Origin of the sequence: Citrobacter sp. RHB35-C17, from assembly GCF_013816795.1 — a bacterium.
GTDB lineage: Bacteria > Pseudomonadota > Gammaproteobacteria > Enterobacterales > Enterobacteriaceae > Citrobacter_A > Citrobacter_A amalonaticus.
Genome location: NZ_CP057150.1, coordinates 515,813 through 539,467, shown reverse-complemented (window position 1 = coordinate 539,467; position 23,655 = coordinate 515,813). Strand labels below are relative to the sequence as shown.

The 23,655-nt window shown below is 54.2% G+C and carries 22 protein-coding genes and 1 pseudogene; 9 read left to right on the top strand and 14 right to left on the bottom strand.

Annotated elements, in window-relative coordinates; genetic code table 11:
• Window positions 1-407 precede the first annotated feature (407 nt).
• The 3 genes and pseudogenes from gltB to HVZ37_RS23255 all read left to right on the top strand — a co-directional run.
• A complete protein-coding gene (gene gltB / locus HVZ37_RS02580; RefSeq protein WP_044255961.1) occupies window positions 408-4,868 on the top strand; it encodes a glutamate synthase large subunit in 4,461 nt (1,486 codons plus the stop codon).
• Between the two features lie 12 nt (window positions 4,869-4,880).
• Entirely contained in the window at window positions 4,881-6,299 is a 1,419-nt protein-coding gene (gene gltD / locus HVZ37_RS02575; RefSeq protein WP_042998313.1) for a glutamate synthase subunit GltD, read from the top strand.
• A 213-nt stretch (window positions 6,300-6,512) separates the two neighbouring features.
• Window positions 6,513-6,611, top strand: a pseudogene (locus tag HVZ37_RS23255) (hypothetical protein); the annotation flags it as partial.
• A gap of 109 nt (window positions 6,612-6,720) precedes the next feature.
• On the opposite strand, the gene nanQ reads toward HVZ37_RS23255, so the two are convergent.
• From nanQ to sspA, 8 genes are all read right to left on the bottom strand, one after another.
• Complete coding sequence (gene nanQ, locus HVZ37_RS02570) at window positions 6,721-7,188, bottom strand: N-acetylneuraminate anomerase (RefSeq protein ID WP_099433682.1); 468 nt, start codon at window positions 7,186-7,188, stop codon at window positions 6,721-6,723.
• On the bottom strand, window positions 7,175-8,059 hold the full coding sequence (locus HVZ37_RS02565) for an N-acetylmannosamine kinase (protein ID WP_044263659.1): 885 nt from the start codon (window positions 8,057-8,059) through the stop codon (window positions 7,175-7,177). Before HVZ37_RS02565 ends, nanQ begins: the two co-directional genes overlap by 14 nt.
• The gene (locus HVZ37_RS02560; protein WP_061069290.1) at window positions 8,056-8,745 is read right to left on the bottom strand and encodes an N-acetylmannosamine-6-phosphate 2-epimerase; all 690 of its coding nucleotides are present in this window, start codon (window positions 8,743-8,745) and stop codon (window positions 8,056-8,058) included. The genes HVZ37_RS02565 and HVZ37_RS02560 overlap by 4 nt, the downstream gene beginning before the upstream one ends.
• Window positions 8,746-8,792: 47 nt before the next feature.
• Window positions 8,793-10,283, bottom strand: coding sequence for a sialic acid transporter NanT (gene nanT, locus HVZ37_RS02555; RefSeq protein ID WP_042998318.1), 1,491 nt, complete (start codon window positions 10,281-10,283; stop codon window positions 8,793-8,795).
• 115 nt (window positions 10,284-10,398) lie between these two features.
• Window positions 10,399-11,292 (bottom strand): N-acetylneuraminate lyase, encoded by an 894-nt coding sequence (gene nanA, locus HVZ37_RS02550; RefSeq protein WP_181628086.1) that lies wholly within the window; start codon window positions 11,290-11,292, stop codon window positions 10,399-10,401.
• A gap of 133 nt (window positions 11,293-11,425) precedes the next feature.
• Window positions 11,426-12,217: a transcriptional regulator NanR gene (gene nanR / locus HVZ37_RS02545; protein ID WP_080343284.1), complete on the bottom strand. Its 792-nt coding sequence runs from the start codon at window positions 12,215-12,217 to the stop codon at window positions 11,426-11,428.
• Window positions 12,218-12,328: 111 nt separating this feature from the next.
• Window positions 12,329-12,829, bottom strand: a complete 501-nt coding sequence (gene sspB, locus HVZ37_RS02540) for a ClpXP protease specificity-enhancing factor (RefSeq protein WP_042998320.1) — start codon at window positions 12,827-12,829, stop codon at window positions 12,329-12,331.
• Window positions 12,830-12,834: 5 nt separating this feature from the next.
• On the bottom strand, window positions 12,835-13,473 hold the full coding sequence (gene sspA, locus HVZ37_RS02535) for a stringent starvation protein SspA (protein ID WP_042998321.1): 639 nt from the start codon (window positions 13,471-13,473) through the stop codon (window positions 12,835-12,837).
• Window positions 13,474-13,586: 113 nt separating this feature from the next.
• Between sspA and HVZ37_RS22985 the strand changes: the two genes are divergently transcribed.
• Entirely contained in the window at window positions 13,587-13,781 is a 195-nt protein-coding gene (locus HVZ37_RS22985) for a hypothetical protein (RefSeq protein ID WP_099433685.1), read from the top strand.
• Here HVZ37_RS22985 and rpsI read toward each other — a convergent pair.
• From rpsI to zapE, 3 genes are all read right to left on the bottom strand, one after another.
• Window positions 13,778-14,170, bottom strand: coding sequence for a 30S ribosomal protein S9 (gene rpsI / locus HVZ37_RS02530; protein WP_000829818.1), 393 nt, complete (start codon window positions 14,168-14,170; stop codon window positions 13,778-13,780). The genes HVZ37_RS22985 and rpsI overlap by 4 nt on opposite strands.
• Window positions 14,171-14,185: 15 nt before the next feature.
• On the bottom strand, window positions 14,186-14,614 hold the full coding sequence (gene rplM, locus HVZ37_RS02525) for a 50S ribosomal protein L13 (RefSeq protein WP_042998322.1): 429 nt from the start codon (window positions 14,612-14,614) through the stop codon (window positions 14,186-14,188).
• A 231-nt stretch (window positions 14,615-14,845) separates the two neighbouring features.
• Window positions 14,846-15,973: a cell division protein ZapE gene (zapE, locus tag HVZ37_RS02520; RefSeq protein WP_061069292.1), complete on the bottom strand. Its 1,128-nt coding sequence runs from the start codon at window positions 15,971-15,973 to the stop codon at window positions 14,846-14,848.
• Window positions 15,974-16,165: 192 nt separating this feature from the next.
• Here zapE and zapG point away from each other — a divergent pair, with 192 nt between their 5' ends.
• The 3 genes from zapG (at window position 16,166) to degS (ending at window position 19,258) form a co-directional block, all read left to right on the top strand.
• Entirely contained in the window at window positions 16,166-16,564 is a 399-nt protein-coding gene (gene zapG / locus HVZ37_RS02515; protein ID WP_043001761.1) for a Z-ring associated protein ZapG, read from the top strand.
• A 168-nt stretch (window positions 16,565-16,732) separates the two neighbouring features.
• Window positions 16,733-18,100, top strand: coding sequence for a serine endoprotease DegQ (gene degQ / locus HVZ37_RS02510; protein ID WP_181628085.1), 1,368 nt, complete (start codon window positions 16,733-16,735; stop codon window positions 18,098-18,100).
• Between the two features lie 90 nt (window positions 18,101-18,190).
• Window positions 18,191-19,258: an outer membrane-stress sensor serine endopeptidase DegS gene (gene degS / locus HVZ37_RS02505; RefSeq protein WP_042998325.1), complete on the top strand. Its 1,068-nt coding sequence runs from the start codon at window positions 18,191-18,193 to the stop codon at window positions 19,256-19,258.
• A gap of 69 nt (window positions 19,259-19,327) precedes the next feature.
• On the opposite strand, the gene mdh is transcribed toward degS, so the two are convergent.
• Window positions 19,328-20,266, bottom strand: a complete 939-nt coding sequence (gene mdh, locus HVZ37_RS02500) for a malate dehydrogenase (protein ID WP_181628084.1) — start codon at window positions 20,264-20,266, stop codon at window positions 19,328-19,330.
• A 414-nt stretch (window positions 20,267-20,680) separates the two neighbouring features.
• On the opposite strand from mdh, the gene argR reads away from it, so the two are divergent.
• Together argR and yhcN are read left to right on the top strand one after the other, a co-directional pair.
• Window positions 20,681-21,151 (top strand): transcriptional regulator ArgR, encoded by a 471-nt coding sequence (argR, locus tag HVZ37_RS02495; protein WP_042324992.1) that lies wholly within the window; start codon window positions 20,681-20,683, stop codon window positions 21,149-21,151.
• Between the two features lie 366 nt (window positions 21,152-21,517).
• Complete coding sequence (yhcN, locus tag HVZ37_RS02490; protein ID WP_042998327.1) at window positions 21,518-21,781, top strand: peroxide/acid stress response protein YhcN; 264 nt, start codon at window positions 21,518-21,520, stop codon at window positions 21,779-21,781.
• 57 nt (window positions 21,782-21,838) lie between these two features.
• Here the strand turns inward: yhcN and HVZ37_RS02485 are convergent, their stop codons facing one another.
• A complete protein-coding gene (locus HVZ37_RS02485; RefSeq protein WP_042324989.1) occupies window positions 21,839-22,111 on the bottom strand; it encodes a barstar family protein in 273 nt (90 codons plus the stop codon).
• A gap of 29 nt (window positions 22,112-22,140) precedes the next feature.
• Window positions 22,141-23,589, bottom strand: coding sequence for an NAD-dependent succinate-semialdehyde dehydrogenase (locus HVZ37_RS02480; RefSeq protein ID WP_181628083.1), 1,449 nt, complete (start codon window positions 23,587-23,589; stop codon window positions 22,141-22,143).
• Window positions 23,590-23,655 lie beyond the last annotated feature (66 nt).

Sequence of the window (23,655 nt, the reverse complement as noted above, 5' to 3'; positions counted from 1 at the left end):
ACTAACAAGCGGTTATGACAGTGAGACAGATCACACTCCTCGCCTCGTTTCCAGTACGTTAATTCAATGTCAAAATGATATTATTTTCAATATTTTCATGAAGATAAATGCTCTATAGCACATTATTAGAGAAATAAGATTGCCATTTGACCTGTGTGTGGATTCCCGATAACGTGGAAATCCGCTGGAAGCTTTCTGGATGAGCGGTGTGCTCATCATATTTATGCAGTAATTGAGATTCCCTCTGACAGCAAGTCCTCAAACTTGTTTGACCTAAGCGAAATGGATAAAGAGGGCGAATGCGAGGTACGCGTATGACACGCAAACCCCGTCGCCATGCTCTTGGTGTGCCCGTGCGCAAACGGTATCGGAAGGGGGTCTCGCAGAGCCTGGGGAGGTTCACTGATATGTTGTACGATAAATCCCTTGAGAAGGATAACTGTGGTTTCGGCCTGATCGCCCACATAGAAGGCGAACCTAGCCACAAGGTAGTGCGTACCGCCATACACGCACTGGCCCGAATGCAGCACCGTGGCGCAATCCTCGCTGATGGTAAAACCGGCGATGGTTGTGGTCTGCTGCTGCAAAAACCTGACCGCTTTTTCCGCATCGTTGCGCAAGAGCACGGCTGGCGTTTAGCCAAAAACTACGCGGTTGGCATGATCTTCCTGAACAAAGACCCTGAACTGGCCGCCGCCTCTCGCCGTATTGTCGAAGAAGAGCTTCAGCAGGAAACTCTGTCGATTGTTGGCTGGCGTGATGTACCAACCAACGAAGGTGTACTGGGTGAAATCGCCCTCTCCTCCCTGCCGCGTATTGAACAAATTTTTGTGAATGCCCCTGCGGGATGGCGTCCGCGCGATATGGAACGTCGTCTGTTCATCGCCCGTCGCCGTATTGAAAAACGACTACAGGAAGACAAAGACTTCTACGTCTGTAGCCTGTCAAACCTGGTCAACATCTATAAAGGTCTGTGTATGCCGGCGGATCTGCCGCGCTTCTACCTGGACCTCGCGGACTTGCGTCTGGAATCGGCCATTTGCCTGTTCCACCAGCGTTTTTCCACCAACACCGTGCCGCGCTGGCCGCTGGCGCAGCCGTTCCGCTACCTGGCGCACAACGGCGAAATCAACACCATTACCGGTAACCGCCAGTGGGCTCGCGCCCGCACCTATAAATTCCAGACCCCGCTGATACCGGATCTGCACGACGCCGCGCCGTTCGTTAACGAAACCGGCTCCGACTCCAGTTCCATGGATAATATGCTGGAACTGCTGCTGGCGGGCGGGATGGACATCATCCGCGCCATGCGTCTGCTGGTGCCGCCAGCCTGGCAGAACAACCCGGATATGGATCCGGATCTGCGCGCCTTCTTTGACTTTAACTCCATGCATATGGAGCCGTGGGACGGCCCGGCCGGTATCGTCATGTCCGACGGGCGTTTCGCCGCCTGTAACCTCGACCGTAACGGTCTGCGTCCGGCGCGCTATGTCATCACCAAAGACAAGCTGATCACCTGCGCATCTGAAGTCGGGATCTGGGACTACCAGCCTGACGAAGTGGTCGAAAAGGGCCGTGTCGGCCCCGGCGAACTGATGGTTATCGACACCCGCAGCGGTTGCATTCTGCACTCCGCCGAAACGGACGACGACCTGAAAAGCCGCCATCCGTATAAAGAGTGGATGGAGAAAAACGTCCGCCGCCTGGTGCCGTTTGAAGATCTGGCAGACGATCAGGTGGGCCAGCGTGAACTGGACGACGATACGCTCGCCAGCTACCAGAAACAGTTTAATTACAGCGCCGAAGAACTGGATTCCGTTCTCCGCGTGCTCGGCGAAAACGGTCAGGAAGCGGTCGGTTCAATGGGTGACGATACCCCGTTTGCCGTGCTTTCCAGCCAGCCGCGCATCATTTACGACTACTTCCGCCAGCAGTTTGCCCAGGTGACGAACCCACCTATCGATCCGCTGCGTGAAGCGCATGTCATGTCGCTGGCGACCAGCATCGGTCGCGAGATGAACGTCTTCTGCGAAGCGGAAGGCCAGGCGCACCGTCTGAGCTTTAAATCACCAATTCTGCTGTACTCGGATTTCCAGCAGCTCACTACGATGAAAGAAGAACATTATCGCGCCGACCGGCTCGATATCACCTTCGATGCGACGCAAACCACGCTGGAAGAGACAGTCAAAGCGCTGTGCGATACCGCCGAGCAAATGGTCCGCAGCGGCACCGTTCTGTTGGTACTGACAGACCGTAATATCGGCAAAAATCGCCTGCCGGTACCGGCACCGATGGCCGTCGGCGCAGTACAAACGCGCCTGGTTGAGCAGAACCTGCGCTGCGACGCCAACATCATTGTCGAAACCGCAAGCGCTCGCGATCCGCATCACTTCGCCGTGCTGCTGGGCTTTGGCGCGACGGCCATTTACCCGTACCTCGCGTACGAGACGTTGGGCCGTCTGATCGACACTCAGGCGATCGCCAAAAACTACCGTACCGTGATGCTGAACTACCGTAACGGCATCAACAAAGGGCTGTACAAAATAATGTCCAAAATGGGCATCTCAACCATCGCCTCCTACCGCTGCTCCAAACTGTTTGAAGCGGTGGGCCTGCATGATGATGTCGTGAATCTCTGCTTCCAGGGCGTGGTCAGTCGCATCGGCGGCGCGGGCTTTGCAGACTTCCAGCAGGATCTGCTGAACCTGTCCAAACGCGCCTGGCTGGCACGTAAACCTATTTCACAGGGCGGCCTGCTGAAGTATGTGCATGGCGGCGAATACCACGCCTACAACCCGGACGTGGTACGAACCCTGCAACAGGCGGTTCAGAGCGGGGAATACAGCGACTATCAGGAATACGCAAAACTGGTCAACGAGCGTCCCGCGACGACACTGCGCGATCTGCTGGCAATTAATCCTGGCGACAACGCGGTCAGCATCGAGGAAGTCGAACCGGCGAGCGAACTATTCAAACGTTTTGATACCGCTGCAATGTCGATCGGCGCACTAAGCCCGGAGGCACATGAAGCACTGGCCGAAGCGATGAACAGCATCGGCGGTAATTCCAACTCCGGCGAAGGCGGCGAAGACCCGGCGCGCTACGGCACCAATAAAGTGTCACGCATTAAGCAGGTGGCCTCTGGTCGCTTCGGTGTCACCCCGGCGTACCTGGTTAACGCCGACGTGATTCAGATTAAAGTCGCCCAGGGTGCGAAACCGGGAGAAGGTGGTCAGCTACCGGGTGATAAAGTGACCCCGTACATCGCCAAACTGCGCTACTCCGTGCCGGGCGTGACGCTGATCTCCCCGCCACCGCACCACGATATCTACTCTATCGAGGATTTAGCGCAGCTGATTTTCGATCTGAAGCAGGTGAACCCGAAGGCGATGATCTCCGTGAAGCTGGTGTCCGAACCGGGCGTCGGTACCATCGCGACCGGCGTGGCGAAAGCCTACGCTGACCTGATCACCATCGCCGGTTATGACGGCGGCACCGGCGCGAGCCCGCTCTCTTCAGTAAAATACGCAGGCTGTCCGTGGGAACTGGGCCTGGTGGAAACCCAGCAGGCGCTGGTCGCCAACGGCCTGCGTCATAAGATCCGTTTGCAGGTCGATGGCGGTCTGAAAACCGGCGTGGATATCATCAAAGCGGCGATCCTCGGTGCAGAAAGCTTCGGCTTCGGTACCGGCCCGATGGTGGCGCTGGGCTGTAAATACCTGCGTATTTGCCATCTCAACAACTGTGCAACCGGTGTGGCAACCCAGGACGACAAACTGCGCAAGAACCATTATCACGGTCTGCCGTTCAAAGTAACCAACTACTTTGAGTTTATCGCTCGCGAAACGCGCGAACTGATGGCGCAGCTTGGCGTGACGCGTCTGGTGGATCTGATTGGCCGTACCGACCTGCTGAAAGAACTGGACGGGTTTACCGCCAAACAGCAGAAACTGGCGCTGTCCCGACTGCTGGAAACCGCGGAGCCACATCCCGGCAAAGCGTTGTACTGCACCGAGAACAACCCACCGTTTGATAACGGTGTACTGAACGCACAGTTGCTGCAACAGGCGAAACCGTATGTTGATGAGCGCCAGAGCAAAACCTTCTGGTTCGATATTCGTAACACCGATCGTTCTGTTGGCGCGTCGCTCTCGGGATATATTGCTCAGACCCACGGCGATCAGGGGCTGGCCTCTGACCCAATTAAAGCGCACTTCAGCGGTACAGCAGGCCAGAGCTTCGGTGTCTGGAACGCGGGCGGCGTGGAGCTGTACCTGACCGGCGATGCTAACGACTATGTCGGCAAAGGCATGGCGGGTGGTCTGCTGGCGGTGCGTCCTCCGGTCGGTTCCGCTTTCCGCAGTCATGAAGCGAGCATCATTGGCAACACCTGCCTGTATGGTGCGACCGGGGGTCGTCTGTATGCCGCAGGGCGTGCGGGTGAGCGTTTCGGGGTGCGTAACTCCGGTGCGATCACCGTGGTGGAAGGGATTGGCGACAACGGGTGCGAATACATGACCGGCGGAATCGTCTGTATCCTCGGCAAAACCGGAGTGAACTTCGGCGCGGGTATGACGGGCGGGTTTGCCTACGTGCTGGATGAAGATGGTGAGTTCCGTAAACGTGTAAACCCGGAACTGGTCGAAGTGCTGGGCGTTGACGAACTGGCTATCCACGAAGAGCATCTGCGTGGCCTGATCACCGAACACGTGCAGCATACCGGTTCTCAGCGCGGGGAAGAGATTCTGGCTAACTGGTCAGCCTTCGCTAACAAATTCGCGCTGGTTAAACCGAAGTCCAGTGATGTGAAAGCACTGTTGGGTCACCGTAGTCGTAGCGCAGCAGAGCTGCGTGTGCAGGCGCAGTAAGGGGTAGCAGCAATGAGTCAGAACGTATACCAATTTATCGACCTGCAGCGCGTTGATCCGCCGAAGAAGCCGCTGAAGATCCGCAAAATCGAGTTTATCGAAATCTACGAACCGTTTTCAGAAGGTCAGGCAAAAGCACAGGCGGATCGTTGTCTTTCCTGCGGTAACCCGTACTGTGAGTGGAAATGCCCGGTTCATAACTACATTCCGAACTGGCTGAAGCTCGCCAATGAAGGACGCATTTTTGAAGCTGCGGAACTGTCTCACCAGACCAACACGCTGCCGGAAGTGTGCGGTCGCGTGTGCCCGCAGGACCGTTTGTGTGAAGGTTCTTGCACGCTGAACGACGAGTTCGGTGCCGTCACCATCGGCAACATCGAGCGTTATATCAATGATAAAGCGTTCGAAATGGGCTGGCGTCCGGATATGACCGGCGTTCGCCAGACTGACAAGCGGGTTGCGATCATCGGTGCCGGTCCAGCCGGGCTGGCTTGTGCCGACGTGTTGACCCGCAATGGCGTGAAGGCCGTGGTGTTTGACCGTCATCCAGAGATTGGCGGCCTGCTGACCTTTGGCATTCCGGCCTTCAAGCTGGAAAAAGAGGTGATGACTCGCCGCCGTGAAATTTTCACTGGCATGGGAATCGAGTTCAAACTGAATGTGGAAGTGGGACGTGACGTACAGCTCGACGACCTGCTGCAAGAGTACGATGCGGTATTCCTCGGCGTCGGCACCTATCAGTCCATGCGTGGCGGGCTGGAAAACGAAGACGCCGATGGCGTATTCGATGCCCTGCCGTTCCTGATCGCCAATACGAAGCAGATCATGGGCTTTGGTGAAACCACCGACGAACCGTACGTCAATATGGAAGGTAAACGCGTGGTGGTGCTGGGCGGTGGCGATACCGCCATGGACTGCGTGCGGACCTCCGTTCGTCAGGGCGCAACGCATGTCACCTGTGCCTATCGCCGTGACGAAGAAAACATGCCGGGTTCCCGACGCGAAGTGAAAAACGCGCGTGAAGAAGGTGTGGAGTTCCAGTTCAACGTGCAGCCGCTGGGTATTGAAATCAATGCGAATGGTAAAGTCAGCGGCGTGAAAATGGCACGTACCGAAATGGGTGCGCCGGATGCGAAAGGCCGCCGTCGTGCGGAAATCGTCCCCGGTTCCGAACATGTGGTTCCGGCGGATGCCGTTGTGATGGCGTTTGGCTTCCGCCCCCATAACATGGAGTGGCTGGCAAAACACAGCGTCGAACTGGATTCTCAGGGCCGTATTATCGCGCCGGAAGGCAGCGATAACGCCTTCCAGACCAGCAATCCGAAAATCTTCGCCGGCGGTGACATTGTGCGTGGTTCGGATCTGGTGGTGACCGCCATTGCCGAAGGCCGCAAAGCGGCTGACGGGATCATGAACTGGCTGGAAGTGTAGTAAACCTTTCTGACTCCCCTGCTCTGAGTTCTCGCTCAGGGATGGGGAGTCACCCTTTCTTTTCGCTATATCCCACCTTCATTCTTCGAAAGCGGCTCGCAAATTTCGCCGTAAATGAATGTAATGGGCTGAGTAGAATTGACCGTATATCCCTTTAAATGTACTGATAGCGAGATATTTTCAATCCGTAACTATCATGTCAGGGATAATATGATGGCAACAACATCGGCACAGCCCGCCGGCGATTATCAGCAAATCCACAACGGCATAATCCATCTGCTGGATACTGCCAGGACAGAGACCGTCCGCAATTGGCACTGACAGCGCAGCAAGCGGTATCCCCAGAAACATCATTGACAAAATAATGAACGGGATGGATGTGTAAAGCGTAAGACCGGATGGTAAAAACCATCCGGCATTTTCATGCGACTAACAGGCTGGCGCGAACCTTGACGACAACTTTCTTAATCTCTTTCGGTTCTTCCACGCTGCACCCCGGTTTGTGCGGCTCTCCGGGCATAAATACCGCGAACATGCCTGGCTGTAGGGTAATGGTCTGACTACCCGCTATCTCGCGACAAAGCTGATAATCCTCCTCAACATGTACCTCTTCACATTGCCGCGCAGAATCCGCCACGCCGAAATGAATGCGTTCCTCTCCCGCCAGCAGTAGCTGGATATCGATGTATTGCTCGTGCAGTTCGGCCTTTTTCTCTGAGGCCGATTGCGTGGCAAACTGCATTACGTTCATAAAGATATCGTCCCCGCGTAGCTCAACGCGACCAGGGGATTGCTCCTGCGGTCTGGCGGTCAACGCCAGCGTCAGCGCCTCTTCCAGCACGGGATGTAAACCGGCAGCAGACAACGAACGAACTTCACCTAATATCATCTTTCTCCCCTTTCGCTAACAATGCCGCGCCCAGCAGTCCCGCGTCGTGGCGGTAGTGTGCCGGGCTTAATTCTACGTGATAAACCGAAGGCATCCGTTCGAGACAGGCGCGGACCTGCGACAGATACCCCTGCGCCAGCCCAACGCTGCCGCCGACAACCACCCGCTGACAATCGGTGACCGCTTTCGTATCGGCAATCAGCCGTGCCAGCACCTGTGCGGAGTCAGCGACAAGTCGGCGGGCCTGTTCATCCCCTTCTGCCGCGCGGGCAAAAATGGTTTTCGCATCGCATCCGGCAAGCGAGCCTTGCGCTGCGGCAGCAATACCGCGTCCCGACGCGATAGCCTCGACACATCCCACTCGTCCACAGCCGCACACCGGCCCATTAGGGTCCGCGAGGGTATGACCCAGGTGTCCGGCCAGACCACCGGTACCGGTGACTAGCTGACCGTCGTTGACCACACCGCCGCCGACGCCGGTTGAAACGGTGATAAACACCATATCCCGCGTTTCATCGGCAATTGCATGATATTCCGCCCATGCGGCAGCCTGTGCATCGTTGATCGCCAGCGTTGGTAAGCCGGTGAGGGCTTCTAACGTCTGCACCAGCGGAAAGTGAAGCAACCCGCCCAAATTAGAGGGATTTATCGCCAACAGGTGGCCTTCGCGGATAATCCCCGTCGAGGCTATCGCCACCCGATGCGCTTGCGACTGCAACGGTTGCACCAGTGTTTTCAGCGCGTCGCGTAGTGCCGGAGACGTTTTACTGGCAGGGGTGGGCAGCTCACGACGTTCGCGAATCTGCAAATCATCCTCCACCAGCGCGGCGGCGAGTTTCGTACCGCCAATATCAATGGCCAGCGTCGTCATAGCACCGCCCTTTTCAACGCTGTGTTATACCATTCACAGATGTGCTCCAGCCGGGTAATCGCAGATCCGACCGTCACTGCCCAGGCGCCGTGACGCATTGCTTCACCGGCCTGCGCCGGGGTATTGTAGCGGCCTTCAGCAATCACCCGGCACCCGGCTTCACTCAGCGATTTCACTAGCGCCAGATCCGGTTCATCAGGGGTTTCTGCCGTGGTATAACCCGAAAGCGTGGTGCCAATAATGTCTGCACCGAGCGCCTGACAGGCCAGGCCGTCCTCCTGTGAGGAGCAATCGGCCATTGCCAGCAACTGGTGGTGATGGATACGCGCCAGTAGCACCGCAACCGGCACCGGACGCACGCGGTCGGTGCCATCAATCGCGATAATGTCCGCGCCAGCCTGCGCCAGCGCATCGACATCCTCCAGAAACGCGGTGATGCGCACTGGAGAATCCGCGAGATCGCGTTTGAGAATACCGATTATCGGTACGGAAACCACGGCACGCGTCGCATTCAGATTCTCAATCCCTTCAATACGTAACGCGACGGCCCCAGCCTGCTCTGCCGCCAGCGCCATCGCCGCCACAATCTCGGGTTTATCCAGTGGGCTGCCGGGAACTGGCTGACAGGAGACAATCAAACCACCACGCGCGGCAATGCTTTTATCCAGTTGTGCAAGTAACGACATACTTCTTCCCTTACGTGTATTGCCCGGTGCAGGACCGGGCAAGTGGATTAACTTTTGCTTTTGACTAAGGGGCTTTTATCACCGCCGAACGGGATAGCGCCGCTGAACGGCTTACCGTCAATGGCGTCATGGGTACGCAGCGCCTCCGGTCGCAGCCAGCGCTGGACGCGGGATGGCATATCCAGACCAATCAGTAGAATCACCACAAAGGTCAGGCTGAAAGAGAGCGATCCCAACGCGGTGCCCAGATCCAGTCGTTGGGCAATCAGCGCCCCCAGGATCGGTGCCAGCGCCCCGCCGAGCGCCCCGACGTTATAGGTGAAACCCAGACCCGCCGCACGCTGATCGGTATCGAAATAACCGCCAATCAGTTTCGGTAAGATTCCGGAGATCCCTTGCCCCAGCATCTGCTGGAAAAACAGAAGTAAACCAAGTACCCAGACATTGGTACCGCCGATGGCAAACACCGGAATGATCAGCAATTGTGAGGCCAACAGACTGTAAACATAAGCTTTGCGGGTCCCCAGCCAGTCACCAAGGAAGCCGCCGACGCAGCAGCCGACCGCAGCACCAAAGCCGCTAAAGAAGAGTACGCGCGCCACGGTGGAAGGATCGTATGCCAGTTCCGTTTTCAGATAGGTGGGCAACAGCGCCTGAATCGGCCACGAGTAGAGGAAAGCAAACAGGACGACAATCATGAGCATCACGCCCGTCGGCCAGCGCTTGCCGCTACTTTGTACCATGAAGCTGATAAAGATCACCGCGCACAGCAAACCCAGTACCGCGACAATCGCCGCATTTTGCAAGTTCCCGGCAAAACAGAACCACAGTGCGGTCGCCGCCGCTATCGTCATCAGAATGTTGACGACGCGATGTTCACCCCGATAAAGAATATCGACCATCGTGCGTACCGGCGCTTTGCCTTCATGCTTCTCTTTCCAGTCCTCTGCTTCCGGTATGTTTTTGCGTAGCCAGAGGGCAAAAATAATCGGCAGAATGCCAATGAAGAACAGCGCGCGCCAGCCCCAGACCGGCACCACCAGGCTGTAGACCTGAGCCGCAATCACGGCACCAACGGAGAACCCCGAGATCAGAAAACCACTGGCCTTATTACGCAGATGTTTTGGCCAGCTTTCAATAACATAGGTCGCACTGGAACCGTATTCGCCCGCCATCCCCATGCCAATCACCAGTCGGGCGATAAACATAGTGGTGTAACCCGGCGCAAAACCACAGGCCAGCGTTCCCATTGAAAACAGAATAATACTGGTGACCATCGCCAGACGACGCCCATACCGGTCACCCATCGCGCCCAGCATTAACCCGCCAAACCAGCGGGAAATAAAGGCTGCCGAAATCAGGCTCGCCGCCTGAACCGTCGTCAGCCCGAACTCTCCTTGTACTTCCGTCAGCACAAGGGCTATCAACACAAAATCAAAACCATCCAGCAAATATCCCAACCATGCGGCGGAGAATGCCCGCCATTGCGCCCGGTTGAGATGGCGATACCATGGGATGCTTTGGGTAGAAGTACTCATTTTACTCTCCCGACGATTTTTGTTGTTGTGCCGGATGACGATTCAGCCTTATCCGGCACACGATGCTTTTTTGTCGGCCGGGTAAGCGCAGCGCCCCCGGCACTACGTTACGCGGTTACGCCTTCTCTGCCATTAACTGCTGCGCCAACGCCTTCAGTTCCGGCAGATATTTTTCATCCACGGGGGCAAACGGCTTACGGCACAGCGGTACAGAAACCACGTCCATATAGTGCAGAACCGTTTTCAGCCCACGGAACACGCCAGCCTTAATGAGGAGATCGATAACCTTATTGCACTCTGTTTGCAGTTTTTGCGCAGTCCGGATATCTCCTTCTTTGAGCGCTTTCACAATTCCCAGATATCGCCAGCCCATGATGTTGTAAGTGCTGCCGATACCGCCGTCCGCTCCGGCCAGCAGGCCTGAAGCGAAAATTTCGTCATAACCGTTATAAAGCACCAGATCCGGATGCTCGCGACGGATCTGCTCCATCTGGAACAGATCGCCCGATGTTTGCTTCAGTGCACCAACGCCCGGCAGGGTGACCAACGTGTTGATCTGATCCAGCGTTAACTTCACGCCGCTCAACGCCGGAATGTTATAGACCACCATCGGCAAACCATCCGCCGAATCAATAATGGCCCGGTAATGATCGCAGTGCTCTTCAAAGCTGAACGGATAGTAGAACGGCGTCACCGCAGAGACCGCGTCAAAGCCGTAACGATGCGCGGCACGGGCGAGCTGCTGGCTCTCATGGGTGCTGACCGTTCCAACGTGAGCGATCAGCGTGACTTTGCCCTTCGCCTCTTCCGCGACGACTTCCAGCACCTGCTCCCTTTCCGCACAGCTCTGTACAAAGGCTTCGCCGGTGGAACCGCCCACGTACAGCCCATCGATCCCCTGAGCGATGTTAAAACGCACCAGCCGGCGCAGGCTTTCAATATCCAGTTGCTGTTGGTTATCGAAAGGGGTTAACAACGCTGGCATTACGCCTCGTAAATCTTTTGCCATAACGACCTCTGTCATGATTAGTGTTATCTAACTACATACCTTTATACCTGTTATACCAGATCAAATAAGCAGCAATACAATACAGAACGCTTATAGTGCGATCTGCTTCACTAAACGATCGTCAGGATCGCGATTACTTACGCATTTTTGAATGTTGACCGAGGGCGTGCCAGGTGGCGGAAACGCTGTTGAGATGAGATTGCAGTGCGCGATCGGCCTCATCTGGATCGCGTCGGCGAATCGCATCAACGATAGCGATATGCTGCTGATAACTTACGTTATTATGCTCGAAGAGCTCGCGATCCGGCACGGTCGGGCGAGCGGCGATCAGCCAGTCCAGCAGCGCAACGTGGATCGCCATAAAGATCGGATTGCCGGGGATCTCCGCCAGCACGCGATGAAAATCGACATCTGAACGGATGAACAGCGTATTGTCATCCAGCGACTGGCTGTTGATCTCCAGCGCTTTTGCCAGCAGATCGATCTGTTCTTCTGTGGCATTCTCCGCTGCATAACGCACGAGACTGGACTCAAAGAACAGGCGCAACTGCTCAAAGTGGGCAATGCCGCCAGGATGTGCGAGGAAATCTTTTGCCATTCCGGACAGCTCACCAATGATGGTATCCGCCGAAGGACGGGAAACACGGGCACGTTCGCCGTTGTTGATTTGCACCAGGCCTTTACGCTTCAGCGCGGCCAGTGCCTCACGCACAGAGGGACGACCGACGTTGAAAAAGGCCATCAGTTCCCGTTCGGACGGCAACTGTTCCCCCTCGCCGAACTCACGGCGACGGATCATCTGCTCTAACTCTTCCTCGACCATTTCCGACAGCTTTTTTCGCGCCAGCGGACGACGGCGAAGGCTACGCCCAATAGTGGCTGGAGAATCTTCTGCTTGAGAATCGAATGCGTTCATAAGACCTATTTGCGAGTCACGGTGACAAACAACAGCAGGCTCATCGTAACACAGGATCGGAAGGAGGGTGAAACCACGGTCGGTGCGATCAAAAACAGGCCCAGCGGGGCCTGTTTTCATCTATTTAACAACACGTAATGCCGGTCGCCCACCACGCGGCGGCGGCGGATCGTCATCCGGATTGTTGTCATCGTCATGATCCGGTTTATCACCATCAATGACTGACATAACGGTTTCGCTCTCTGCGCCAGATGTCGCGTCATCATCATTAAGACTGGCAACATCTTCGTCATAGGCCGCTTCCGGTTCAAACATCGTTCCGGCACCGTTTTCACGCGCATAAATAGCCAGCACTGCCGCTAATGGCACAGAAACCTGACGCGGAACGCCGCCGAAACGCGCATTAAAACGCACCTCATCGTTAGCCAGTTCCAGATTCCCCACCGCGCGCGGTGCAATGTTCAGGACAATCTGCCCGTCGCGGGCATATTCCATCGGAACATGCACACCCGGCAACGTCACATCCACCACCAGGTGCGGCGTGAGCTGGTTGTCCAGCAACCACTCATAAAATGCACGCAGCAGATACGGACGGCGCGGTGTTAGCTGTGACAAATCCATCAGTATTAACCCCGGCCAAGACGCATTTCGCGTTCAGCTTCGGTTAAGGACGCCAGGAAAGAATCACGCTCAAAGACGCGGGTCATGTAACCCTTCAGCTCTTTCGCGCCCGCACCGCTGAACTCAATACCCAGCTGCGGCAGACGCCACAACAGCGGCGCCAGGTAGCAATCCACCAGGCTGAATTCATCGCTCAGGAAATACGGTTTCTGACCGAATACCGGTGCAATCGCCTGCAGTTCTTCACGCAGTTGTTTGCGAGCAACGTCAGCTTCTGAAGCAGACCCGTTAACGATGACGTTCATCAGCGTATACCAGTCTTTTTCGATACGGTGCATGTACAGGCGGCTTTCGCCACGTGCTACCGGGTAAACCGGCATTAATGGCGGATGCGGGAAACGCTCATCCAGGTATTCCATAATGATGCGAGATTCCCACAGGGTCAGCTCACGATCTACCAGTGTCGGGACGCTCTGATTCGGGTTGAGGTCAATCAGATCCTGAGGTGGATTGTCCTTTTCCACGTGCTCGATCTCGAAACTTACACCTTTCTCAGCCAGCACAATGCGGACCTGATGGCTATAGATGTCAGTAGGACCAGAAAACAGCGTCATTACCGAACGTTTGTTGGCAGCGACAGCCATGAAAACCTCCAGGTATATTCAGAATTTTTACTGCTACCAGCCATCGCATGGCCAGTCAGAAGTGATGTCACCCACGTCGGAAAAGTCATCATCGTTCAAAAAGCAAACAAAAAATGAGCAATACCCGATATTTGGGCAGAAAATTGGATGATAGTTTACCAGATTTTGTGACCTTTGTGGTGAGTCGATTCTGGAAATGGGGAAAAAGAGGGTTTTGTCAGAGGATTACGCCAGATTTATCCATAAAAAAACCCGCCGAAGCGGGTTTTTTCGCCAACCGTAATCTGCCAAAGGCAGAAAACAATTAACGTTTGGAGAACTGCGGACGACGACGTGCTTTACGCAGGCCGACTTTCTTACGTTCAACCTGACGAGCATCACGAGTAACGAAGCCTGCTTTACGCAGTTCGGAACGCAGGGACTCGTCGTACTCCATCAGAGCGCGGGTGATACCGTGACGGATCGCACCAGCCTGACCAGAGATACCACCACCTTTAACAGTGATGTACAGATCCAGTTTCTCAACCATGTCGACCAGTTCCAGCGGCTGACGAACTACCATGCGGGCAGTTTCACGACCGAAGTACTGTTCCAGAGAACGTTGGTTGATAACGATTTTGCCGTTGCCCGGTTTGATGAAAACGCGAGCTGCGGAACTTTTGCGGCGACCAGTGCCGTAGTATTGATTTTCAGCCATTGCCTATAATCCCGATTAGATGTCAAGAACTTGCGGTTGCTGTGCCGCGTGGTTGTGCTCGTTGCCAGCGTAAACTTTCAGTTTACGGAACATAGCACGACCCAGCGGGCCTTTTGGCAGCATGCCTTTAACCGCGATTTCAATCACACGCTCAGGACGGCGAGCAATCATCTCTTCAAAGGTCGCTTCTTTGATACCACCGATGTGACCGGTGTGGTGATAGTACACTTTGTCAGTACGCTTGTTGCCGGTTACAGCAACTTTGTCAGCGTTCAGAACGATGATGTAATCACCGGTATCTACGTGCGGAGTGTATTCCGCTTTATGCTTACCGCGCAGGCGAATAGCCAGTTCAGTAGCCAGACGGCCCAGAGTTTTACCGGTCGCGTCAACAACGTACCAGTCGCGTTTTACGGTTTCTGGTTTAGCTGTAAAAGTTTTCATTAAAAGCTTACCCAATAAATAAGTTACACGTTGGTGAACACCCAAACGTTATGTCAGTTGAGGTTCACACGACAAAGTCCGGCAAACCTACCCCTTCGAATAGCCAATGCCAGCACACAAAAAGTTTTGGGAAAAAAACTTTCTTGTAACGTGGGGTCGCAAGATTATAGAGAAGTCGGGGTCAAAGATCGACCCCTTTCTGTGATTTGCACAACAGTTTATTGGCCGCGATCAGGGCATGTGTTCTTGCTTGAGATATTCCTCGCTCTGCATCTCCTGCAAACGCGACAGACAGCGCTGGAATTCGAACTTCAGTCGCTCCCCCTGATACACCTCATATAAAGGCACAGCGGCGCTTACCACCAGCTTGACGTGGCGTTCGTAAAATTCATCCACCAGCGCAATAAAACGACGCGCTTCGCTTTCCATTAACGGTGTCATCACCGGCACGTCAAACAGCATAACCGTATGGTAGAGGCGTGACAGCGCAATATAGTCGTGCTGGCTGCGGGCATCAATGCACAGCGTATGAAATGAGACCGCCAGCGTCTGGTTTTCCATGCCCAGCGTCGGCAATGGACGATGATTAATCTCCAGAACCGGTCCCTGCTGTTCACGTTTGGTGCCAGCCAGCGCCAGCCAGAGGTTATCCATCTGCTGCTGCGTTTCATTATTCAGTGGTGAGAGCCACAAATGCGCCTGGGTCAACGTCCGCAGTCGATAATCCACGCCTGCGTCTACGTTCATGATGTCGCAATGCTGCTTAATCGCATCGATGGCGGGAAGAAAACGCGTACGCTGTAACCCGTTACGGTACAGCTCATCTGGCGGAATATTCGAAGTTGCCACCAGCGTAATACCGCGCGCAAACAGCGCCTTCATCAGGCCGCCGAGCAGCATGGCATCGGTAATATCAGACACAAAAAACTCATCAAAGCACAGCACATCTGTTTCTGCCTTAAAACGGTCGGCCACGATGTCGAGCGGATCGGTTTGTCCCTGCAACGCGGTTAACTCCTCATGCACGCGCAGCATGAAGCGATGGAAGTGCAGACGCTGCTTACGAACGCCAGGCAGGCTGTGGTAGAACAGATCCATCAGCCAGGTTTTCCCCCGACCAACGCCCCCCCACATATATAAGCCTCGCACCGGCGCGCTGTGTACCTCTTCCTTTTTCCCCAGCAGTTTGCCCACGCGGGCCATAAACCCTTTTGCGTCGGGAACCGCAGGGGGGTTCGCCGTTAACGCCTGGTAAATGATCTCCAGGCGATTGACCGCTTCTCTCTGCACGTCGTCGGGTTGGTGAGTGCCTTCGTTAATGGCTTTCAGGTAACGCGATGTGGGGGTAAAGCTCTGCATGATGTTATTGTTATTCCTTGAAAATCGGTGTGCCGTCGTTCACGGTTGACGAAAAAAAGGCCGTTCTACACTACGCGATATAAAGACGGGATTCCACTTCTGTGGGATTAGCGGTTATAGTGGCAGTATCAGGCGCAGGCATGGAGCCTAAAGCCAACACCCTACGGAAACAAAAGACAACGGGAGATGTTCATGACCTGGGAATATGCGCTAATTGGGTTAGTCGTCGGCATCATCGTCGGTGCTGTAGCCATGCGTTTTGGTAACCGGAAATTACGCCAGCAACAGGCGTTGCAGTACGAACTGGAAAAGAATAAAGCTGAGCTGGAAGAGTACCGCGAAGAACTGGTCAGCCATTTTGCCCGCAGCGCCGAGTTGCTGGACACCATGGCTCACGATTACCGTCAGCTGTATCAGCACATGGCGAAAAGCTCCAGCAGCCTGCTGCCGGAACTGTCTGCGGAATCTAACCCGTTCCGTAACCGTCTGGCTGAATCTGAAGCCGGCAACGACCAGGCTCCGGTACAAATGCCGCGTGACTACTCCGAAGGCGCATCCGGCCTGCTGCGTAGTGGCGCAAAGCGCGACTGACTGCACAGCGATAATATTTTTTCTGGGCGCAGCGATTGCGCCCACCTCTTCTCTCCCGTCCCGACTATCATTTAATCATTATCCGCATTGTTAGCAGACTGAAAATTCAATAACATCAAACTGTTTTGAATCGTCTTTCCCTTTACTCAAGGTACGAGAGCAGGATCAATGAAAATACAAACCCAGCTGTTGAGTGCATTAGCGTTAAGTGTCGGGTTAACTCTCTCGGCGCCGTTTCAGGCCATTGCGTCGATCCCAAGCCAGGTTCCCGGCCAGCCCGCGCTTCCCAGTCTTGCCCCGATGCTCGAAAAAGTGCTGCCTGCCGTCGTTAGCGTGAAGGTTGAAGGCACCGCCACTCAAACGCAGAAAGTCCCGGAAGAGTTTAAAAAATTCTTTGGCGATGATCTGCCCGATCAGCAGGCACAGCCGTTTGAAGGACTGGGTTCCGGGGTCATTATCGATGCCGCAAAAGGCTATGTTCTGACCAACAATCATGTGATTAATCAGGCGCAGAAAATCAGCGTTCAGTTGAATGACGGGCGTGAATTCGAGGCCAAACTGATTGGCAGCGACGATCAAAGCGACATCGCCCTGCTGCAAATTCAAAACGCCAGCAAGCTGACGCAAATCGCCATCGCCGACTCGGATAAACTGCGCGTTGGTGATTTTGCTGTGGCGGTCGGTAACCCGTTTGGTCTGGGGCAAACCGCCACCTCCGGTATCGTCTCCGCGCTGGGACGCAGTGGGTTGAACCTGGAAGGTCTGGAGAACTTTATTCAAACCGATGCTTCAATCAACCGCGGGAACTCCGGCGGCGCGCTACTTAACCTGAACGGCGAGCTGATCGGTATTAACACTGCTATTCTTGCGCCTGGCGGCGGCAGCGTCGGGATTGGTTTTGCCATCCCCAGCAATATGGCCCGCATCCTGGCGCAGCAGCTGATTCAGTTTGGTGAAATCAAGCGGGGTCTGTTGGGGATTAAAGGGACCGAAATGTCCGCCGACATCGCCAAAGCATTCAAGATAGATGTGCAGCGCGGTGCCTTTGTCAGCGAAGTACTGCCAAACTCCGGTTCAGCCAAAGCGGGCATTAAGTCCGGCGATGTGATTACCAGTCTCAACGGCAAACCGCTCAACAGTTTTGCTGAACTGCGTTCCCGGATTGCCACCACAGAACCCGGTACTAAAGTGAAGCTGGGCCTGTTGCGTAACGGCAAACCGCTGGAAGTGGAAGTGACGCTTGATACCAGCACCTCGTCATCTGCCAGCGCGGAGATGATTGCCCCGGCATTACAGGGTGCGACGCTGAGCGATGGTCAGCTCAAAGACGGCAGCAAAGGTATCAAAATTGACAGCGTTGAAAAGAGCAGTCCCGCCGCACAGGCTGGTTTGCAGAAGGATGATGTGATCATCGGGGTCAACCGTGACCGCGTGAATTCTATCGCTGAGATGCGCAAAGTGCTGGAAGCCAAACCGTCCATTATTGCGCTACAGATCGTCCGCGGTAACGAGAGCATTTATCTGCTCCTGCGTTAAATCCAGACGACCGGGCATCAGCCTCGCGTGTGATGTCCGGTTAACTCGTGATATGCTGCTGCCGTTCCCTTTATTAATGACGCCTCCATCATGTTAGTGAAGCTCTTACGTTCGGTTGCAATTGGTTTGATTGTTGGCGCCATTCTTCTGGCCGCCATGCCTTCGCTACGCAAAATCAACACGCTTTCTGCACCGCAATATGACAGTGCCGACGAGACGCCCGCCAGCTATAACTCTGCGGTACGTCGCGCGGCCCCCGCTGTGGTCAACGTCTATAACCGCAGTATGAACAGCACCGCGCATAATCAGCTGGAAATCCGCACCCTGGGTTCAGGCGTGATCATGGATCAGCGCGGCTACATCATTACCAACAAGCATGTGATCAACGATGCCGATCAAATCATCGTCGCCTTGCAGGACGGGCGAGTGTTTGAAGCGCTGCTGGTTGGCTCCGATACGCTGACCGACCTGGCGGTACTGAAAATCAACGCCACTGGCGGTCTGCCGACGATTCCGATCAACGCCGGGCGTTCACCGCATATCGGTGACGTAGTCCTGGCGATCGGCAACCCTTATAATCTCGGACAAACCATCACCCAGGGCATTATCAGCGCCACGGGGCGTATCGGCCTGAACCCAACCGGACGACAGAACTTCCTGCAAACGGATGCCTCGATCAACCACGGTAACTCTGGTGGGGCACTGGTGAACTCGCTGGGTGAGCTCATGGGTATCAACACCCTGTCGTTTGATAAAAGCAACGACGGCGAAACGCCGGAAGGGATTGGCTTTGCCATTCCGTTCCAGCTGGCAACCAAAATTATGGATAAGCTGATCCGCGATGGCCGTGTTATCCGTGGCTACATTGGGATTGGTGGTCGTGAAATTGCCCCACTGCACACGCAGGGCGGCGGTATGGACCAAATCCAGGGGATCGTCGTGAACGAAGTGGCGCCGGATGGCCCGGCGGCGCAGGCCGGTATTCAGGTTAACGACCTGATTATCTCCGTGAACAGCAGACCGGCGGTCTCCGCACTGGAAACCATGGACCAGGTAGCAGAGATTCGACCAGGTTCGGTCATTCCGGTGATTGTCATGCGTGATGATAAGAAGCTGACGCTACAGGTCACTATTCAGGAATACCCGGCAACCAATTAGTTATCGGCAATCAGGCAATAAAAAACCGGAGACATATTGCTCCGGTTTTTTTATGGCTTCGCGGTTCGCTTACTTGTTAACGAACTCTTCACCCAGTTGAATATCTTTCTTCAGGGTATCCAGCATACCTTCCAGCGCATTCTGCTCGAATGCGCTCAGTTTGCCGATAGACTGACGCTCTTCGACGCCGTTTTTACCCAGCTGCAGCGGCTGCGAGAAGAAACGTGCGTACTGGCCGTCACCTTCAACGTAGGCACATTCAACAACGCCTTTTTCGCCCTGCAGTGCGCGCACCAGAGAAAGACCGAAACGAGCGGCCGCCTGGCCCATAGACAGGGTTGCCGATCCGCCACCCGCCTTCGCTTCAACCACTTCGGTACCTGCGTTCTGAATACGCTTGGTCAGGTCAGCGACTTCCTGGTCAGTGAAGCTCACGCCCGGGATCTGCGACAGCAGTGGCAGAATGGTCACGCCAGAGTGTCCGCCGATAACCGGAACTTCAACTTCAGTCGGCAGTTTACCTTTCAGTTCCGCCACAAAGGTGTTGGAGCGGATGATATCCAGCGTGGTTACGCCAAACAGTTTATTTTTGTCGTAAACGCCCGCTTTTTTCAGTACTTCTGCTGCAATAGCGACGGTGGTGTTCACCGGGTTGGTGATGATACCGATGCAGGCTTTTGGACAGGTCGTCGCGATCTGCTGTACCAGGTTCTTCACGATGCCCGCATTGACGTTAAACAGGTCGGAACGATCCATACCCGGTTTACGCGCTACACCTGCGGAGATCAGCACCACGTCCGCACCATGCAGTGCAGGGGTCGCGTCTTCACCGGAGAAGCCTTTGATTTTCACAGCAGTTGGGATATGGCTAAGATCTACAGCCACACCGGGAGTCACTGGAGCGATGTCGTACAGGGAGAGTTCTGAACCTGAAGGCAGTTGGGTTTTTAACAGTAGTGCAAGCGCCTGGCCGATACCGCCGGCAGCGCCGAGGACTGCGACTTTCATCCTAAACTCCTTATTATATTGATAAACTAGTGTTTGTTGCTCCGCGGCGGCGACGTTAAACCACAAATTCGATGAATACAATCACCCGTATTCAATTCTGTGTTGTCACGCGAATTTAGCTTTTATGCATTTAATTGACGTAATCCGAAGCTGTCTGTGCAGTAGAGCAACTTTCCAACAGGTGGTGACAATATACCCTACTACCAGCCCAAAACAACATCAATTTGATAACAATTAATTTACTTTTAAGCTTATTTGCGAGGCGTGACACAGGCATGTTTCTTGATAACAATATTTGATAAAATTCCGCTCTTTCATAACATTATTTCAGCCTTCACTTGGGCAGACTATTTGCATAAAAATTCATCTGTATGCATAATAATGTTGTTTCCACTCTCATACTACGGGTGACTTATGCGAAGCTCAGCTAAGCAAGAAGAATTAGTTAAAGCGTTTAAAGCGCTACTTAAAGAAGAAAAATTCAGCTCTCAGGGCGAAATTGTCCTCGCATTGCAGGATCAAGGCTTTGATAACATCAACCAGTCCAAAGTGTCACGCATGCTGACAAAGTTTGGGGCAGTCCGTACCCGCAATGCGAAAATGGAGATGGTGTACTGCCTCCCGGCTGAACTGGGCGTACCCACCACCTCCAGCCCACTGAAAAACCTGGTTCTTGATATCGATTTTAACGATGCAGTGGTGGTGATCCACACAAGTCCTGGCGCGGCGCAGTTGATCGCCCGCCTGCTGGACTCGCTGGGTAAAGCTGAAGGCATTCTGGGCACCATCGCCGGGGATGACACCATCTTTACCACCCCGGCTAATGGCTTTACGGTAAAAGATCTCTACGAAGCCATTCTGGAGCTGTTCGAACAAGAGCTCTGACCCTCTCACCCCGTCGTCTGAGGCGGCGGGGTAAAACCCTGCTTTAACGTTCACTTCCCGTTATTTTATCTGCCTGTTATTTAGCAAATAGTGCGTTTATCTGCCCAAAATCATTCAAGCAGTGAATATGCTCATGCAAAACCGCACAAATCGCAAAATTTCATATCCATATGATTTTATTAGATATAAACAAAAAACCATCACTTTTTAATTCCAGACAGGCATAAAAAATAAATTTTCATTACTTATGCATTGCTGAAACCATTAGCGTGGTATTAATTTATCACGTGATTAGTGTATACTTGATTTTGTGATGAGGGTCACGAAACGAAGACCCCCAATAATAAATTCGACGAGGTACTTATCATGAAAATCAAAACAACTGTTGCTGCGTTAAGCGTTCTCTCTGTTCTTTCATTCGGCGCATTCGCCGCAGATTCTATCAACGCAGAACAAGCACAAAATCGCGAAGCGATTGGCTCTGTCTCCGTAAGTGCAATCGGCTCCAGCCCAATGGACATGCATGAAATGCTGAACAAGAAAGCCCAGGAAAAAGGCGCATCAGCGTATCAGATCACCGAAGCCCGTAGCGGTGACACCTGGCATGCCACTGCCGAATTGTACAAATAAACCCTCGTCGTCTAGTCCGACGACCTTGCCCCCGACTGTCGGGGGCTTTTTTATCTCTCAATGACGAACATTAAAACGCAACTGACCTTCCAGCTCTTCTTCTGCTTCATCAAACAACAAAATCAGTGCGCCATAACGCCGGCGTGATTTCTCGGGTAGATGTACAAACTCGATCTCCAGCGGTAACGGCAGCGCTTCACTCATGATGATGTCCCACAGAGAGTCGAGATCGCTTACTTTCTCTTTGGCCAGGCCAAACATTCGCGCAAACTCACGATAAAAGTCGTCCTGATCCTCAATTTCATCAAAATCAAATGTATAGATATTCATCTATCGCCACCTTCCCGATATCGGTCTGACTACAGGCCGCCAATATGCAGGGTTTTCACTTCCAGAAATTCGTCTAACCCCAGAACCGATCCTTCACGTCCCAGCCCGGACTCTTTCACCCCGCCAAACGGTCCCAACTCGGTGGAAACCGCACATTCGTTTATCCCGAGCATACCGCTCTCAATAGCCTGAGAGACGCGGAACACCCGTTGTAGGTTTTGCGTATAGAAGTAAGCGGCCAGGCCAAACGGCGTGTTGTTCGCGCGCTCAATTACCTCTTCTTCTCGGGTAAAGCGGAAGCAAGCGGCAACCGGTCCAAACGTCTCTTCGCTCGCCAGTTTCATGTCATCACGACATTCACCCAATACCGTTGGTTGCCAGAAGTTACCGCCGAGTGTGTGCGCTTTCCCGCCCGCCAGCACTTTGGCTCCTTTCGCAACGGCATCTTCCACATGCTCACGCACTTTATCGACCGCAGACGGTTCGATCAGCGGCCCGACGACGACGCCGTCATCCAGGCCATTCCCCACCTGCAATGCCTGAACCGCATCAGCCAGTCTGCGGGTGAATTCGTCGTAGACACTCTCCTGGATATAAAAACGGTTCACGCTGACACAAACCTGCCCGGCATTACGGAACTTATTGGCAATAGCGCCTTTTACCGCCGCATCGATGTCCGCATCGTCAAACACGATATAGGGAGCATTGCCACCGAGTTCCATCGACACTTTTTTCATGGTTTCCGCTGCGTTACGCACCAGCGTTTTGCCGACAGCCGTTGAACCGGTGAACGAAATTTTGCGCACCGCATGGCTTGCCATGATGGCATCGCTGATTTCCGGTGTATTGCCCGCTACGGCATTGAGCACGCCATCAGGGACCCCCGCTTTCTTCGCCAGCGTAAGCAGCGCAAAGGCACTCAGCGGCGTGTTATTGGCCGGTTTTATCACCCCGGTACAGCCCGCCGCCAGCGCCGGGCCGAGCTTACGGGTCAGCATCGCCATCGGGAAATTCCACGGCGTAATGGCTGCCACAACACCAATCGGTTCGCGGGTCGCCAGAATGCGAGAGCCGGGTTTGATCGGCGGGATAATTTCGCCATTGGCACGCTTCGCCTGCTCGGCAAACCATTGGATAAAGCTGGCAGCGTATTCGACCTCACCCTCGGCTTCTTTCAGCGGTTTCCCCTGTTCGGTGGTCATCAACCGTCCCAGCCAGCTTTTGTTTTCGATGATCAATTCATACCAACGGTACAGAATTGCCGAGCGCTCTTTTGCCGTTTTTGCCCGCCAGGCAGGAAATGCCTTACTGGCCGCGGCAATCGCCTCCTCGGTCTGCTGTTTTCCTGCTTTCGCCACCTTCGCGATCGTGTCGCCGGTCGCCGGATTGATCACATCAAAGGTGGTATCAAGCGTTTTCCACTGTCCATCAACCAGATATCCCGTCTGAAAAAGTTCGTTGTCCTGAAGCGTTTGCATGGTGTTTTCTCCTTCTGATGTCCTGCATTGCGCACATCGAATAAGTATAGCCATAAAAAAACCGAC